The organism is Saccharothrix violaceirubra (assembly GCF_014203755.1).
Taxonomy (GTDB): domain Bacteria; phylum Actinomycetota; class Actinomycetes; order Mycobacteriales; family Pseudonocardiaceae; genus Actinosynnema; species Actinosynnema violaceirubrum.
In genome coordinates, this window is the sequence record NZ_JACHJS010000001.1 from 92,154 (window position 1) to 107,828 (window position 15,675).

The 15,675-nt window shown below is 69.9% G+C and carries 16 protein-coding genes and 1 CRISPR repeat array; of the genes, 12 read left to right on the forward strand and 4 right to left on the reverse strand.

Features of this window, described 5'->3' with window-relative positions; genetic code table 11:
* Window positions 1–233: 233 nt before the first annotated feature.
* Window positions 234–1,730, forward strand: coding sequence for an AMP-binding protein (locus tag F4559_RS00485; RefSeq protein WP_184665623.1), 1,497 nt, complete (start codon window positions 234–236; stop codon window positions 1,728–1,730).
* A 30-nt stretch (window positions 1,731–1,760) separates the two neighbouring features.
* Here F4559_RS00485 and F4559_RS00490 read toward each other — a convergent pair whose 3' ends face one another.
* From F4559_RS00490 to F4559_RS00500, 3 genes are all read right to left on the reverse strand, one after another.
* Window positions 1,761–2,147: a PIN-like domain-containing protein gene (locus F4559_RS00490; RefSeq protein ID WP_184665624.1), complete on the reverse strand. Its 387-nt coding sequence runs from the start codon at window positions 2,145–2,147 to the stop codon at window positions 1,761–1,763.
* Window positions 2,137–2,787 carry a DUF433 domain-containing protein gene (locus tag F4559_RS00495; protein ID WP_184665625.1) on the reverse strand — a complete coding sequence of 217 codons (651 nt, stop codon included), beginning with the start codon at window positions 2,785–2,787 and terminating at the stop codon, window positions 2,137–2,139. Before F4559_RS00495 ends, F4559_RS00490 begins: the two co-directional genes overlap by 11 nt.
* 98 nt (window positions 2,788–2,885) lie before the next feature.
* Window positions 2,886–3,215, reverse strand: coding sequence for a hypothetical protein (locus F4559_RS00500; RefSeq protein WP_184665626.1), 330 nt, complete (start codon window positions 3,213–3,215; stop codon window positions 2,886–2,888).
* Between the two features lie 250 nt (window positions 3,216–3,465).
* Here F4559_RS00500 and F4559_RS00505 point away from each other — a divergent pair, with 250 nt between their 5' ends.
* Together F4559_RS00505 and F4559_RS00510 are read left to right on the forward strand one after the other, a co-directional pair.
* Entirely contained in the window at window positions 3,466–4,833 is a 1,368-nt protein-coding gene (locus F4559_RS00505) for a helix-turn-helix domain-containing protein (RefSeq protein ID WP_184665627.1), read from the forward strand.
* A gap of 72 nt (window positions 4,834–4,905) precedes the next feature.
* Window positions 4,906–6,095: a CRISPR direct-repeat array (repeat unit 28 nt; unit sequence GTCCTCCCCGCGCATGCGGGGGTGTTCC).
* A gap of 207 nt (window positions 6,096–6,302) precedes the next feature.
* A complete protein-coding gene (locus tag F4559_RS00510; RefSeq protein WP_184665628.1) occupies window positions 6,303–6,743 on the forward strand; it encodes an Imm1 family immunity protein in 441 nt (146 codons plus the stop codon).
* A gap of 38 nt (window positions 6,744–6,781) precedes the next feature.
* Here the strand turns inward: F4559_RS00510 and F4559_RS00515 are convergent, their stop codons facing one another.
* Window positions 6,782–7,609, reverse strand: coding sequence for an alpha/beta fold hydrolase (locus tag F4559_RS00515; protein WP_312865412.1), 828 nt, complete (start codon window positions 7,607–7,609; stop codon window positions 6,782–6,784).
* 44 nt (window positions 7,610–7,653) lie between these two features.
* Here F4559_RS00515 and F4559_RS00520 point away from each other — a divergent pair, with 44 nt between their 5' ends.
* From F4559_RS00520 to F4559_RS00560, 9 genes are all read left to right on the forward strand, one after another.
* Window positions 7,654–7,851: a hypothetical protein gene (locus F4559_RS00520; RefSeq protein ID WP_184665630.1), complete on the forward strand. Its 198-nt coding sequence runs from the start codon at window positions 7,654–7,656 to the stop codon at window positions 7,849–7,851.
* Window positions 7,852–7,954: 103 nt separating this feature from the next.
* On the forward strand, window positions 7,955–8,701 hold the full coding sequence (locus tag F4559_RS00525; RefSeq protein WP_184665631.1) for a phosphoglyceromutase: 747 nt from the start codon (window positions 7,955–7,957) through the stop codon (window positions 8,699–8,701).
* Between the two features lie 315 nt (window positions 8,702–9,016).
* A complete protein-coding gene (locus F4559_RS00530) occupies window positions 9,017–10,192 on the forward strand; it encodes a sensor histidine kinase (RefSeq protein ID WP_312865413.1) in 1,176 nt (391 codons plus the stop codon).
* A complete protein-coding gene (locus F4559_RS00535) occupies window positions 10,189–10,869 on the forward strand; it encodes a response regulator (RefSeq protein ID WP_184665632.1) in 681 nt (226 codons plus the stop codon). The genes F4559_RS00530 and F4559_RS00535 overlap by 4 nt, the downstream gene beginning before the upstream one ends.
* A gap of 26 nt (window positions 10,870–10,895) precedes the next feature.
* On the forward strand, window positions 10,896–11,906 hold the full coding sequence (locus tag F4559_RS00540; protein ID WP_184665633.1) for a Ppx/GppA phosphatase family protein: 1,011 nt from the start codon (window positions 10,896–10,898) through the stop codon (window positions 11,904–11,906).
* The gene (locus tag F4559_RS00545) at window positions 11,906–13,330 is read left to right on the forward strand and encodes an Rv0497 family membrane protein (RefSeq protein ID WP_184665634.1); all 1,425 of its coding nucleotides are present in this window, start codon (window positions 11,906–11,908) and stop codon (window positions 13,328–13,330) included. Before F4559_RS00540 ends, F4559_RS00545 begins: the two co-directional genes overlap by 1 nt.
* On the forward strand, window positions 13,327–14,115 hold the full coding sequence (locus F4559_RS00550) for a sugar phosphate isomerase/epimerase family protein (RefSeq protein WP_184665635.1): 789 nt from the start codon (window positions 13,327–13,329) through the stop codon (window positions 14,113–14,115). The genes F4559_RS00545 and F4559_RS00550 overlap by 4 nt, the downstream gene beginning before the upstream one ends.
* Before the next feature lie 38 nt (window positions 14,116–14,153).
* Entirely contained in the window at window positions 14,154–14,750 is a 597-nt protein-coding gene (locus F4559_RS00555) for a hypothetical protein (protein WP_184665636.1), read from the forward strand.
* On the forward strand, window positions 14,747–15,556 hold the full coding sequence (locus tag F4559_RS00560; protein ID WP_184665637.1) for a thioesterase family protein: 810 nt from the start codon (window positions 14,747–14,749) through the stop codon (window positions 15,554–15,556). Before F4559_RS00555 ends, F4559_RS00560 begins: the two co-directional genes overlap by 4 nt.
* Window positions 15,557–15,675: the final 119 nt, after the last annotated feature.

Here is a 15,675-nt window from a genome sequence, read left to right on the forward strand (position 1 = left end):
ATTGCGACCGCGGGACATGCCCGCCGGGACGTGTGGAGTGCGTGGGAGCCGACCCGACGAGCCCTGTCAACTTGGCAGATCGCCGCCGATTACCACAAGGTTTTGCGCTACTCCATTCGTGTGCACTTGGTGATTGGTGGTAACGCCGAGGTCGCGACGCGCGAACGGCTTGACCACGGTTGCCGGCGGCACCACGATGACCGGATCGCCGCCGCCGGATAGTGAGGCCACGTATGGTCTTCCGCAGTCCGTTCCCCGATGTCGCCGTACCGGACGTCACCCTCCACGACTTCCTGTTCCGCGACCGCACTTCGACCCGGGTCGCCCTGGTCGACGGAGTGGGCGGGCGGTCCCTCACCTACGCGGAGTTGGCCGAGGCGGTCGAGCGGCTCGCTTTCCTGCTCGTGTCGCGGGGAATCGGACGCGGTGACGTGGTGGGCATTCTTGCGCCGAACGACCCGTATTACGCGGTGGTGTTCCACGGCATTCTGCGGGCCGGTGCCACCGCGACCACGATCAACACCCTGTACACGGACGCGGACGTCGCTTTCCAATTGCGTGACGCGGGCGTGAAACTCCTTTTCTCGGCGCGTCCGGTGGATTTCCCGGACACGATCCCGTTCTCGGACCTGCCGGAACTCCTGATGCCCGGTGCCGCGCCGGAGGTCCCGGTGTCGCCCGACGACGTGGCCGTGCTGCCGTACTCGTCGGGCACCACGGGCCGGGCCAAGGGCGTGATGCTGACCCACCGGAACCTGGTGGCGAACATCGTGCAGTGCGGGCCGTTGTTGAAGGTGGAGTCCGACAGCCGGATCCTGGCCGTGCTGCCGTTCTTCCACATCTACGGCATGCAGGTGCTGATGAACCTCGGCCTGCACATGGGTGCGACCGTCGTGACGCTGCCGAAGTTCGACCTGGCGGAATTCCTGCGCGTGATCCAGGACCACCGGACCGACCGCGTGTACATCGCGCCGCCGGTGGCCGTGGCGTTGGCCAAACACCCACTGGTCGACCAGTACGACCTGTCGGCCGTCGACACGGTGTTCTCGGGCGCGGCACCGTTGGACGTCGAACTGGCCGAAGCCGTGGCCCGACGCCTGGACTGCCACGTGCGGCAGGGCTACGGGATGACGGAAATGAGCCCGGTGAGCCACGCCATCCCGGACGGGCGCGACGACATCCCGGTGGGGACGGTCGGGTTCATCGCACCGAACATGGAATGCCGCTTCGTCGACCCGGCCTCCGGCGCGGATGTCGGCGTCGGGGAACGCGGCGAACTCTGGTGCCGCGGCCCGAACGTGATGAAGGGGTATCTGAACGACCCGGAGGCCACGGCCGTGACCCTGGACTCCGAGGGTTGGCTGCACACGGGTGATGTGGCGGTGATCGACTCCGCGGGTGCGGTGACCATCGTCGACCGCGTGAAAGAGTTGATCAAGTACAAGGGCTACCAGGTCCCGCCGGCGGAACTGGAGGCTCTGTTGCTGACCCATCCGGCGGTCGTGGACGCGGCGGTCGTCGGCGTGCAGGTGGCCGACGTCGGCGAGGTGCCGAAGGCTTTCGTGGTGCGGGCGGACAATTCCTTGACGGAGGCCGACGTGATCGCCTTCGTGGCCGAGCACGTTGCCCCGTACAAGAAGGTCCGTCAGGTCGAGTTCATTTCCGCGATCCCGAAGTCCGCGTCCGGGAAGATCCTGCGGAAGGACCTCCGGGGTCGGGACGTCGTCTGACCCGCTGCCGGCGTCCAGCCCGGGACGAGTTCAGGGCCAGGTGCGTCGGATTCCGTCGGAACCCACCGCGTAGGCCGCCGGTCCGCCACGGTGGGCCGCGCGGTAGATGCGCTGCTGCGCATCGTGGAAACGTCGGACCATCTCGGCGCGGACCAGCCGTTGGTTGTCGAGGTAGAAAAGCACGGCCGCGTGGACCTCCAGAGGTGCACGTTCGGCCTCGCGTCCTTTGATACGGCCGTCCTTGCACAACGGACTCCAGCCGTGCTCAAGTCCGTAGGCGAGCCAGACCTCGTCGCTGATGTGCTGGGCGTCGTTCGGAAAGTGCTCTGCGGCGCGGTGGACCATCCAGCCCAATGCGGTCAGACTTTCCGCGACGCCACGTCCCAAGCCCCGGTCGAGGAAGAACTCAGGCCGCATTGGCGACCCGGCAGATGGACTCCACCTGCTCTCGTGTCATGTCGTACTCGTACGCGACGTCGTCCAAGCTCTCACCGGCTCGCCAGAGGTCGACCACCGCGTGGACGGGCACCTTGGTGGACTCCACCACCGGTGTGCCCCAGCCGAACTGGGGGTCGATGATCACCGGCGCGACATCGGGGTACTGGCGCAGTCGGAGTCGAGCGGGGAAATCATCCCCGTTCTCCCAGGTGATGAACTTCAGGTAGTCGTCGATCACTTCTCGTATCGGGCGTTGCCCGTCCCCCGCCCGTGCGAGCTGATCGTCGGCGTAGTGGATGAAAATGTCGATGCCGTCGGTCGCTATACGTCTCGTGGCAAGGCCGTACGGTGTGCCGAATTCCCTGCGGACCGCGGCGGCGGTATCCCGGATCTTGGCTTTGGTGAGGCCGAGTGCGCGAAGCGAGCGGAGGACGTACGCTTCGACGACGGCGACGAATGGAACTGACGGCCGCCCGCGTTTCGCCTCGTTCACCTGATGGACGAGTGGAGACCCATTGGCCTGCTCGTGCAGCCAGTAGTACATGGTCGTGTGAGGGATCTGGAGATGCCGTGCGGCTTCTTTGGGGGTCATCAGCGGGTCGGTGAACCTGTCGACCATGCGTCCTCCCTGTTCCCGTCCACGATCCCACATGCTTTCCGGTCGGAACAGTAGCCCATTCGACACGAGTTGCCCTCGACGCGCGCCGAGGAGATGTGTCACCACCAGGCGGATCCTTCTTCGGGGTGGTCGAAGCCGTCGATGTCGCTCAGTCGTTCGTTGACGGCGGGCAGCCAGACCACGGTGGCCGTGAGGTGCTCCTCGGGTGCCGTGAAGGCGCGGGTGATGCTTTCGGTGTCGCGGAGACTCAGGTGCAGGCTGCCCTCGGTGGAGACGGCTTCGACGTGGCCCGGGAACGCCATGCCCCAGGCGGCGATCCGGCCGTCGGCGTGGTCGCCGTAGATCTGCACTACCGCGAACAGCCGGGGTGCGGTGTCGCGGACCATTCCGTCGACCACTTCGGCGAACCGTTCCTTGATGTCGCTCATGCGCAACGCCTTTCCGTTGTCGTTTCGCCGGTCAATCTGTTCGTCGGGATCGACGGTGTCCATACCGGTCGGCGATGGGGTATCGGGTTCGCCGTTATTGGTGGTGCTGCGGCTACACTCTGTTCAAGGCTCGGAAAGGTCGACTATGCGAAACCGCCGCTGTCGCGTGTGCTCAACCCGGCTGGCCGCCGACAACAAAGGCTACGAGTGTTCGCGTTGTGCTGCCGGTTTCGTGTCGGGTGCGCCGGTCGTGCCCGCCGATTTCTGGCTGCGCCCCGCACTCGCGGATGCGTTGCATTCACGCAACATAGGCCGGGTGTTCCTGGCCTATCGCAAGTCCTGGAATCCCTGGATCTCCCAGACCCGGCTCGCCGAATGGCTGGACCTGACCCAGGGCCGCATCAGCGAACTGGAACGGTCCCGCCGGGCGGTCACGGACCTCGACCGGCTGGAGCGGTGGTGCGACGTGCTGCGCGTACCGCCCCGGCTGCGGTGGTTCGCGAGTCGGTCCGACACGGCCAATTCCGGCCCGGAGTACGCCGAGGGTCTCCCCGCTACCGTGGCCGTGGTGGCCGTTTTGGGGAGGCAGGACATGGAGCGCAGGGCGTTCCTGGCCGGGGCGCTGTTCAGCGTCGCCGCGTCCGTGGGGCCGAGCCGCGACTGGCTGGTGGCGACCCTCGACGGGACCGGTGCGGGACGGTCTGTCGGAGGTGAGCAGGTCGCCGAGATCCGGCGGACGTTCGCCGTGTTCCAGGAGCTGGACGTGATGCGCGGGGGCGGGCACGCGCGTGAGCAACTGTCGAAGTACCTGACCTCCCAGGTCGTGCCGTTGTTGAGGGAGAACGACCCGGCTTCGGACAGCGGGCGTGCTTTGTTCGAGGCGGCGGCCGAGCAGTTGTACCTGTTGGGGTGGATGGGGTTCGACAACGGTGAGCATTCGTCGGCGCAGCGGTACCTGGTGCAGGCCCTGAGGTTGGCCGAGGCCGCCGGCAGTCCTGAGTTGGGGGCGCACGTGCTGGCCGGCTTGTCGGATCAGGCGACGTTGACCGGGCACCCGGACCACGGCGTGCAGTTGGCGCGGGCGGGCAGAGTCGGTTTGGCGCAAGGACATTCGAACGCGTGCGCGGCCAGGTTGTGGGCGTTGCAGGCCAAAGCCGAAGGTGCGATGGGCGACGCGGGCGCGGTGGTCCGCAGCGTGGGCCAGGCTGAAGCCGCCTTCGGCAACATCGACTTGGACGACGAACCCGAATGGGCGAGGTTCATCGACGCCGCATACGTGAACGGCGAGTTCGCCCACGCCTTCCGCGATCTGGCCTGCCCCGAGGAAGCCACCCGATACGCGACGGTGTCCGCCACCGAATCCGAACGCCTCAACCGCGCCCGCCGGGGAGCCATGGCCCAGGCCACTTTGGCACGGGCGGCTTTGGACAGCCACGACCTGGAAGCCGCCGCTACCGCCGGAAGCACCGCCGTGAAACTCGCCGCGACCGTGACGTCGACCCGCTCGACAGCCGCGATCCACGACCTCCGAACCCGTTTGATGCCGCATCGGGCCGCACGCGTGGTCCGGGAGTTCTTCAGCCTGTCGACGGCGCTGCTGCCCGCCGCAGGGGTCTGAGCAGGATTCCGAGACTCGGGTGAACCGAATGAAAATCGGGCTGTCGGCCACTAGAGTCCCTGGTCAGCAAGTGTCCTCCCCGCGCATGCGGGGGTGTTCCCGGGGTTGTCCACAGGTGCGGGGGGCGTTTGACGTCCTCCCCGCGCATGCGGGGGTGTTCCCGCGACAACCGGCCCGTCGGCCCACGTGCCGGTGTCCTCCCCGCGCATGCGGGGGTGTTCCCACGGTCGTCATCGTGGGCCTGGCCCTCGGTGTGTCCTCCCCGCGCATGCGGGGGTGTTCCGGAGGTGCGAACAATGGCGGCTAGGAAGACCACGGTCCTCCCCGCGCATGCGGGGGTGTTCCCCGGCATGCTCGCGGACCACCGACCGAGCGCTAGGTCCTCCCCGCGCATGCGGGGGTGTTCCGAGTGCGAGCTGGACGGCTGCGGCCGGCCACGAGTCCTCCCCGCGCATGCGGGGGTGTTCCCACGCGGGTCGCCGCGTCGGAACCGCGTTTCGTGTCCTCCCCGCGCATGCGGGGGTGTTCCTCCGTTGACGCCGATCGACGCGACCAGGTCCTCGTCCTCCCCGCGCATGCGGGGGTGTTCCCATCCGCAACACTCGGCACCACCAGCACCACCCGTCCTCCCCGCGCATGCGGGGGTGTTCCCGCGATCTGGGTTCCGACGTTCACCGTGCACCGGTCCTCCCCGCGCATGCGGGGGTGTTCCGAAGCCGGCCACGCGCTGCGTCGTGGCGACGGTGTCCTCCCCGCGCATGCGGGGGTGTTCCCGTCGTCGCCGAGCAGAGCCGCCAAGCGCGGCCGTCCTCCCCGCGCATGCGGGGGTGTTCCCGGACCCTGACACCCTTCGCACGTCCCGACCGGGTCCTCCCCGCGCATGCGGGGGTGTTCCGACCACCAACGGCCAACCCTCGCGCCGAACCCCGTCCTCCCCGCGCATGCGGGGGTGTTCCCCGCGCGCAACTCGCCCCGCACTACGCGACCGCGTCCTCCCCGCGCATGCGGGGGTGTTCCCCCGCCCCGCGCACCGAAGGCCGGGCGTCGCGGGTCCTCCCCGCGCATGCGGGGGTGTTCCGAGTTGGTGCCCACCCACGCCTCGCGGCTGGCTGTCCTCCCCGCACACGCGGGGGTGTTCCGCGGCAGCCGACCTCGACCGCCACATCCAGGAGAGTCCTCCCCGCACACGCGGGGGTGTTCCGTGGAAGAGCGCCGGACGTCGCGTCGGCGGTCCGTCCTCCCCGCACACGCGGGGGTGTTCCTCGGTCGGTGAAGGCTTCGGTCTCCTCGCGGTGGTCTTCCCTGCACAGGCGATGGTGTTCTGACCTGCGTGTTCGCATAGACGGGCGTCCGTGCGACGCGAGCCGGTGGTCGTGTAACCGTGTGCTGCGGGTCGTGCTCGCACCCGGCCAACGGCTGACCGTGCACTGGCCTGGCGGATCACGGACCTACATCGGACGAGAGGAGCGGTGACTGTGGGATACGTGCTCGACGTCGCCTACCGACACGGCCAACCCGTGACCCACCTACGCACGGACGCCGACGTCGACGCGTTCGTCGACCTGCTGCTCGACCCCGACCTCGACCCGCGCTACCGCGCGGCCACCGCCTACGCGGTCGATGAACGGACTGACACCGAAGGCCTCAAGCACGAACTGCTCATCGGCGTGAATCCCGCGACCGGACGTGGCGCGGTGCGCTATACCGGGGACGAGGGCACCTGGTACATCGCCGGCGGCGACGTCGACCCCGTCGGTGCCGTGGTGTTCCCCTATTTCGGCGTCCCGGCCGAGTTTCCCGCCGACGCCGAGGTCCCGGTCGACCTCGTCCGTCGTGCCCTGCGCGGTCTGCTCGCCGGCTGCGGGGCGCGACCCGAGGCCGACGGTCTGGTCTGGGTCGAGACGGACTGAAATGCAGCCAGAGGAACGCGGGGGCGTCTTCGAAGCTGCTACGCCGGGTCCAGGAAGGCGCCTACGGCAGCCTCGAACTCGTCCGGCACCTCCAGCCAAGGGATGTGGCCCGCGTCCTCCAGCACGACCCGCTTTGCCGACGGCAAGGTCTCGAACAACGAGTCCACCGACCACCGTGGCCGCAGGTCCTGGGCGCCATCGATGATCAGGGTCGGGACCTCCAACTGTCGGCACTCCGTGAAAGCCGAGGGCCACGTTTCCTTGCCCAGCACGGCATTGCACTCGTAGTTGATCTCGAACCAAGGGTTCGCCATGCGTTCCGCGTAGCCCCTCGCCTTCGACCGGTCCGCGAAGTCGGCTGACCACTGCAGCACGGCGAGTTCCCGTTCTTCATCCTCGGTCCGACGGCGTGACCTCAATTCCCGCCACCGTTCCCACTCGTCCCCCAGTCGCGCGGTGAAGTTCGCCCTGAACTCCTCCTCCCACCCCTCGTCCAACCCCGTGCCCGACACGTACACCAGCTTCTCGACCCGGTCCGGGTGGGCCACCGCGTACCTCAACGCCAAAGTCGCGCCCCACGAGTGGCCCAGCAGGGACACCCGCGCAAGCCCGTAGCGCCTGCGTACGGCGTCCAAGTCCGCGATCATCCGCTCGACCGTGTACGGGCCCCGGCGTTCCGACCTTCCGCCTCCGCGCTGGTCCCAGCGGATCGCCGGCATTCGGAGGTCCCCGAACATGTCCCACAGGCCCGGTCCGCCGTGGCAGAGGATCAAGGGGCCGCTTCCCGTCGTCCACAGCCGGCAGTCATCCACATGATCGAGTATCACCTGGACGAGTGGCTCGGCTGGCCTTTCGACACCAGGCACAAGAGCATTCGCGTGCCAATCCCCGATTCAAGCGGAGTTGTTCCATGCGCATTCTTGGCAAGGTCGCGCTCGCCCTCGGCATGCCGGCCGTCGCCCTTCTCGCCGCCTCGCCCGCCGCCAGTGCGGCCGACGAGTCCGCCCACGGCGGCGCCGGCCTCCTGTTCCGGGACGTCGTCGAGGTCCACGACAGCCTCATCAAGGCCGAGGTGCTGCCGATCCACACCGGCGGGGCGCTCAACTGAAGTCGTGGGGCCGGTCCGGACAGTGGGCCGGCCCTACAACGATTCAGTCGGCATGAGCAGGGACACGTCCGCTCCTCTCACCCCATCTGGCAGGCTGACGGCCATGGCTGTGGGAACCCTGGTGCTGCTCCGTCACGGCGAGAGCGTGTGGAACGCCGAGAACCTCTTCACGGGCTGGGTGGACGTCGCCCTCTCCGAGAAGGGCGTCGGCGAGGCGAAGCGTGGCGGCGTCCTCCTCCGCGACGCCGGACTGCTGCCGGACGTGCTGCACACGTCCCTGCTACGCCGCGCGATCCATACCGCGAACCTCGCCCTCGACGCCGCCGACCGCCACTGGATTCCGGTCAAGCGGGACTGGCGGCTCAACGAGCGCCACTACGGCGCTCTCCAGGGCAAGAACAAGAAGCAGACCCTCGCGGAGTTCGGCGAAGAGCAGTTCCAGCTCTGGCGCCGGTCCTACGACACGCCCCCGCCGGTGATCGAGCGCGGCTCCGAGTTCAGCCAGGACGCCGACCCGCGCTACGCGGGCCTGGGCGACGACCTGCCGCTGACCGAATGCCTGCTCGACGTCGTCAAGCGCATCCTCCCGTACTGGGACGAGGAGATCGTCCCCGACCTGCGCGCGGGCAAGACCGTCCTCGTCGCGGCGCACGGCAACTCGCTGCGCGCCCTCGTCAAGCACCTCGACGGGATCTCCGACACGGACATCGCCGGTCTGAACATCCCCACCGGCATCCCGCTGCGCTACGACCTCGACGACGACCTGAAGCCCACCAACCCGGGCGGCACCTACCTCGACCCGGACGCGGCGGCCGACGCGATCAAGGCCGTGGCCAACCAGGGTCGCTAGGACCGGTCGGAACGGGGCGGTACGCGCACGCGTACCGCCCCGTTCCCGTCTCCGCAACCCGCCAGTATGGACATAACGGGCATACGTCTACCGACAGTGGTAGTGGTCCACCACACGTCCACGGCAAGTCCTCCGCATGTCACCTGGAAGAGACCCAGGCTGCGGCCGTCCGAACAGGACATGGCGGGTTTGGACACGACTGGGTGAACTGCAAACGGCGTACGAGAAAACATCGGAGCCAGACGGTGTCGGCGGCGTCACGAACCACGCCTGTGGTCTAGGCCGGACCCCGTCTGAGCTGCTTACGATGCGCTCGTGACCGCAACGGGTTACCTCGTCCTGTCGATCGGCGCTCTGCTGATCGGCGGCGGGGCTTTTCTCGCGGGGCGGGCCACCGCCCGCCCCAGGACCGAACGCCCGGCCGGCCTGACCGTGGCCGACCTGATGGGCATGGTCGTCCAATCCGCCCATGACGGGATCGTCGTCCTCAACGGTTTCGGCGACGTCGTCCTGCACAACCCGCGTGCCGCCGACCTCGGCGTGGTGCGCAACAACCGCGTGGACGACCGCGCCCGCCGGGCCGCCGAACTCGCCCGCGAGACGCACGAGGTCGTCCCCGTCGACCTGTCCTCACTGGAGGTCAAGGGCCGCCAGCCCGAGGCCGTCCACGCGCAGGTCAAGGTCCTCGTGGACGGGTTCGTCGTCGTGCACGCCTCCGACGAGTCCGACGCCGTGCGGCTGGAGGCCACCCGGCGCGACTTCGTGGCCAACGTCAGCCACGAGCTGAAGACACCGGTGGGCGCCCTCGCCCTGCTCGCCGAGGCCGTCCTCGACGCCTCCGACGACCAGGAGGAGGTCCGGCGGTTCAGCGCCAAGATCATGCAGGAGGCCACCCGCCTGGGCACCCTGGTCACCGAGTTGATCGCGCTGTCGCGGCTGCAGGGCGCCGAGAAGCTGCCCGAGCTGAACCGGGTGGACGTCGACGTCGTGATCAGCGAGGCGCTGGGCCGCTCGCGCCTGGCCGCCGAGGCCGTCGACATCGAGATCACCACCGACGACCCCTCCGGCCTCGGCGTCGAGGGCGACCGCACGCTGCTGGTCACCGCGTTGAGCAACCTGCTCGACAACGCTGTCGCCTACTCGCCGCCGGGCAGTCCCGTGTCGGTCAGCCGCCGCGAGGTGGCGGGTTTCGTCGAGATCGCCGTCACCGACCGGGGCATCGGCATCGCCGAGGACCAGCAGACCCGCGTGTTCGAGCGGTTCTACCGCGTGGACAAGGCGCGGTCGCGGGCCAACGGCGGCACCGGGCTCGGGCTCGCGATCGTCAAGCACATCGCCGCGAACCACGGCGGCGAGGTGAAGCTGTGGAGCCTGCCGGGCACCGGCTCGACCTTCACGCTGCGCATCCCGGCGCACCAGACCGGGGAAGGCCATACCGCCGACCCGTCCCCATCGGAACTCGCCACGACGCGACTCGGAGGAGAGCTGTGACCAGGGTGCTCATCGTTGAGGACGAGGAGTCCTTCGCCGATCCGCTCGCCTTCCTGCTGCGCAAGGAGGGCTTCACCGCCGCCCTCGCCGGCACCGGCCAGGAGGCACTGGAGGAGTTCGACCGCAACGGCGCCGACATCGTGCTCCTCGACCTCATGCTGCCCGGCATGAGCGGCACGGACGTGTGCAAGCAGTTGCGCCAGCGCTCAGCCGTCCCGGTGATCATGGTGACCGCGCGGGACAGCGAGATCGACAAGGTCGTGGGCCTCGAACTGGGCGCCGACGACTACGTGACGAAGCCCTACTCGGCGCGCGAGCTGATCGCCCGCATCCGCGCCGTGCTGCGCCGGGGCGGCGAGTCCGAGGAGCTGCTGCCCCAGGTGCTCGAGGCCGGACCCGTCCGGATGGACGTCGAACGGCACGTCGTGACGGTCGACGGCGGCGAGGTCAGCCTGCCGCTCAAGGAGTTCGACCTCCTGGAGTACCTGCTGCGCAACGTCGGCCGCGTGCTGACCCGCGGCCAGCTCATCGACCGGGTGTGGGGCGCGGACTACGTCGGGGACACCAAGACCCTGGACGTGCACGTCAAACGCCTGCGTTCGAAGATCGAACCGGACCCGTCCGCGCCCCGCCACCTGGTGACGGTGCGTGGTTTGGGTTACAAGTTCGAGAGCTGACCCCGTCGCCGGGTACGGTGCACCGCGTGCGCCTCGGGGTGCTTGACGTCGGGTCCAACACCGTCCACCTCTTGGTGGTGGACGCTCATCGTGGTGCCCACCCGACGCCCATGAGTTCGGAGAAGGCCGTCCTGCGGCTGGCCGAGCAGCTCGACGACGCCGGAATGCTCACGCGCGACGGTGCGGACCAGCTCGTCCGCACCGTCGCCGCGATGAAGGCGACCGCCGTGCAGCTCGGCTGCGCCGACCTGATGGCGTTCGCGACGTCGGCCGTGCGCGAGGCGGCCAACTCCGCGGAGGTCCTGGACCGGGTCCGCGCCGAGACCGGCGTCGACCTCAAGGTCCTCTCCGGCGCCGACGAGGCCCGGTACACGTTCCTCGCGGTCCGCCGCTGGTACGGGTGGTCCGCCGGGCGGCTGCTGAGCCTGGACATCGGCGGCGGCTCGCTGGAACTGGCCGTCGGCCAGGACGAGGAGCCCGAGGAGGCGATCTCGGTCCCCCTGGGCGCCGGCCGCCTCACCCGCACCCGCTTCCACCACGACCCGCCGACCAGGGCCGAGGTCCGCGAGACCACCGAGTGGCTCGCCGAGCAGCTCGCACCCGTGGCGAAGAAGCTGCTCAAGGGCGGCACCCCGGACCGGGTCGTGGCCACGTCCAAGACGTTCCGCACGCTGGCCAGGCTCACCGGCGCGGCGCCGTCCTCGGCCGGACCGCGGGCACGACGCGTGCTCACCGACGCCGGCCTGCGCCAGCTGATCGCGTTCATCTCCCGGATGAACGCGGCCGACCTCGCCGAACTGGAGGGCGTGAGCCCCAGTCGATCCCACCAATTGGTCGCCGGTGCCCTGGTCGCGGAGGCGTCCATGCGGGCGCTCTCGCTCCACGAGTTGGAGATTTGTCCCTGGGCCCTGCGGGAAGGTGTCATCCTTCGTCGGCTGGACCACACTAATGGATCGGACCAGGAGACCCCCCCGGCTCGCGCCCGGCGGTCGGGTGAGACTGGACGGAACGGCCGCCACGGGGCACGGTGGAGTTGATGAGTCGAGAGAGCGAGTCGGAGCAGACCACGCGTACCGTCGCGGAGTTGCTCGCCCAGTACGGCGGCGCCTCCGGTGACGCACAGCCGCGTCGACGACGGCGCCGTGCCGCCGAGGACGCGTCGGACACCGCTCCACAGTCGATCATCGACCGGGTCAACTCCGACAGTGGGCGGCTGCTGCCGATCCGCGACGAGCCGCCGCCGGCCGCCACTCCGCCGCCGGTCGCACCGCCTCCGATCACGCCGCCACCGGCCGCGCCACCGCCACCTCCGGCATCGAAACGCGGCCGGTCCTCCCCGCCGCGCCGACCCGAACCCGAACGCACCACCTACGCACCGCCCGTGCGGACCGACCCGGCGCCGACCTCCCGGATGGACCCGGTCGACCTGCCGCGCCGCACCGGCGAACCGCAGCGCCACGAACCGCAGCGCCACGACCCGTTCGGTGCCGAGACCTTCGCGGGCGGCGACCCGTTCGACGGCCCCGAGACCGGCCCGTCCCGGCGGGCCGAACCCGGCGCCGCGCGGCCGTTCGGCGGCCCGGAGACCTCGTCCTCGCGCCTGGACCCGATGGTCGGCCCGGAAGCGAGTTCGCCGCGCCTGGACCGGCGTGCGGAGACGTCCTCGTCCCGGCTGGACCCGGTCCGGCGTGCGGAGACGTCCTCGTCCCGGCTGGACCCGGTCCGGCGTGCGGAGACCTCGTCGTCCCGGCTCGACCCGTTCGCCGGGGCGCCCCGGCGCGGCGTGCCCGAGGACGCGGCCGAGCGGACCAGCGTCGTGCCGCCGATCGTCGACGACTTCGAACCCCCGCGCCGACCCGGTCCGCCGCCGCTTCCCGCGCGCGAGCCCGTGACCGAGGTCATGCCCCGCATCGACGAGCGGCCCGACCTGCCCCTGGAGGCCCGGCCGACCGAGTCCGTGCTGATCGTCCCGCCCGCGCCGGCGCGCATGCCCGACCCGATCCCCGGCCAGTCGCCCGAGGACTGGTTCGGCGACGACGAGCCGCAGCCGCGCCGCGAGGGGATCGAGCAGGAGGGCACCCAGTTCCACCCGTACGTCGACCTTGACGAGGAGGACGACCGCGGCCCCGCCGGGCTCGACGACGAGAAGCCCGCCGGGCTCGCGGACGACGACGAGGAGGACGCGCCCGCCCGCCGCTCGCCCGGCAAGGAATGGGCGCTCATGATCGGCCAGCTCGCGATCGGCATCGTCGGCGGCGCGGCCCTGTGGCTCGGCTTCAGCTTCCTCTGGCGGACGCTCGCGCCGGCCGCCCTGGTCGTCGCACTGGCCGTCACCGTCGGACTCGTCCTGATGGTGCGCAAGATCCGCCGCGCGGACGACCTCCAGACCACGGTGCTCGCCGTGCTGGTCGGCCTGATCGTCACGGTCTCACCGGCGGCCATGCTGCTGGTGAAATCTTGATCCCGGTCGGACTCTCCACCGCGGCCGTGTGGCCGCAACCCGCCGGTGCCGCGTTCGAGGCCGCCGCCGAACTCGGCTACGACGGCGTCGAGGTCATGGTCTGGGCCGACCCGATCAGCCAGGACGTGCGCGCCCTGCAACGGCTGTCGAACCGCAGCGGCATGCCCGTGCTCGCCGTGCACGCGCCGTGCCTGCTGATCAGCCAGCGCATCTGGTCGCCCGACCCGGTCGAACGGCTGCGCCGCAGCGTTCGCGCCGCCGGTGAACTGGGTGCGCGCACCGTCGTGCTGCACCCGCCGTTCATCTGGCAGCGCCGCTACGCCGAAGGCTTCGCCGAGCTGGTCGCGGGCCTGGAGGACGAGAGCGGGATCGCGATCGCGGTCGAGAACATGTTCCCCGTGCGGCGTGGTCTGGGACGTGGTCGTGCCGTGCAGGTCACGGCGTTCCGGCCGTCGATCGACCCGACCGACGTCGGCCACCGCAACTACACGCTCGACCTGTCGCACGCGTCCGCCGCCGGCATGGACGCCCTGGAGCTGTACAAGCGCATGGGCGACGGGCTGACCCACGTGCACCTCGCGGACGGCAGCGGACTGCCGAAGGACGAACACCTCGTGCCCGGCCGGGGCAGCCAGCCGTGCGCCGCGCTGTGCGAATCGCTGGCCGGGTCGGGATTCGCAGGCCAGGTCGTGTTGGAGGTCAACACGCGCCGGGCGCGCACCGCCGCCGCGCGCCGCGAACTGCTCGCCGAGTCACTCCGGTTCGCCCGCCGCCACCTCGGCTGAGACGGCCTTCCAGTCGATCACCGGTTAGGGTCACGACCGTGCACCCGCTCGCCGCCGCGGTCCGTCGCCTCACCCTGCCCGTCGTCCGGCGCTTCACCGCCGGACGGACCGTCTCCGATGCCGTCGACGCGGCGGAAACCCTGGTGGACCAGGGGTTTCGGGTGACATTGGCCGGTGGGGGTGTCGACGGGGAGTCGTACCTGCGGCTGGTGGAGGAACTGGCGGCCGGGGGGCTGCTGGAGGACACCGACCTCGAACCCGAGGTGGACGCCGACCGGGTGCGGGCCTTGGGTGCCCGTGTGGTGCGGCGGGTACCGGCGTCGGACCGGTTGGCTGTCGAGTCCGACCGTGTGCACTTGGCGGAACGTGGGCCTTCCCATGCGGCCAAGCTCGACTACGTGCGGTGCGTGAACGCCTTGCTGGCGGCGCCCGGTGAGCCGGTCTTCTCCACCGGGGACCGGCGCTTGGTGGAGATCATCGGTGAGCGTGCCCGGTGGTACGACCGGCCGCCGGGGTCGTTCGAGTACGAGGTGCCGTTGGGGGCGCGTGGGCGGCACGCGTTGTCGGCGTTGGGGCACACGGTGCGGGTACGGGTGCCCTTCGGGCCCCGCTGGTACGCCGTCGGTCGCCGATGAACGCCGGATTCTCCGCCGCGAGCGCGGTCCGGTCGCTCGGGGACGGGACGTACACGGCTTCGTTGCCTGTCGAGTGGACCGTGGGGCCCAAGCCGCACGGTGGGTTTCTGCTCGCGGTGCTCGCGCGTGCCGCTGTGCATGCCGTGGGGTCGCGAGTCGCCTCCGACGAATTGGCGCCCCTGGTCGTCTCCGGGCAGTTCTTGCGGTCGCCCGAGGTGGGGCCGGTGTTGGTGCGGACGGACGTGCGACGGGTCGGGCGGACCGCGAGCGTGGTCAACGCCGTTCTCGAGCAGCGTGGTCGGTCCTGTGTCGAGGTGAGCGTGACCGTGGGGGTGCTGCCTTCTTCCGTGCCCGAGTATTCGGCTCTGCCCGAGATGGAGGGGGAGCCGCCGGCGGATGCGGTGGATCTGGCTTCGTCGACCCCGCGTGGGGTGTTCAACCTGTCTTCCGTGTGCGATGTGCGGCTTGATCCCCGTACGGCCGGATTCCTGTTCGGGCGGGTGGGGGATCCGTTGGAGTTGACGTTGTGGGCCCGGCCTCGGGGGGAGCGGCCCGATCCCTACTTCGCTTTGGTGGTCGGGGACATCTCGATGCCGGTGACGTTCAACCTGGGACGATTCGGGTGGTCGCCTACGGTGCAGCTCACGGCTTTGGTGCGGGGGGTGCCGGCGGTGGGTTGGTTGCGGGCCCGGTTCTCTTGTTCTTCCGTGGCGGGGCGGTGGTTCGACGAGGACGCGGTCATTCTCGACTCTTCCGGGGCTCTGGTGTGTCAGGCCCGTCAGTTGGCCTTGACCCCTGCCGACTGACCCGCGAGTCCTCCACTCGGACACTCCGAAACACGCACTCAGGCACCTTCGTCCGGGTGATCCCGCCCCTCTACCGCGCGAGTTATACGTTCGGACACCGCGAGTTGTGCACTCAGGCA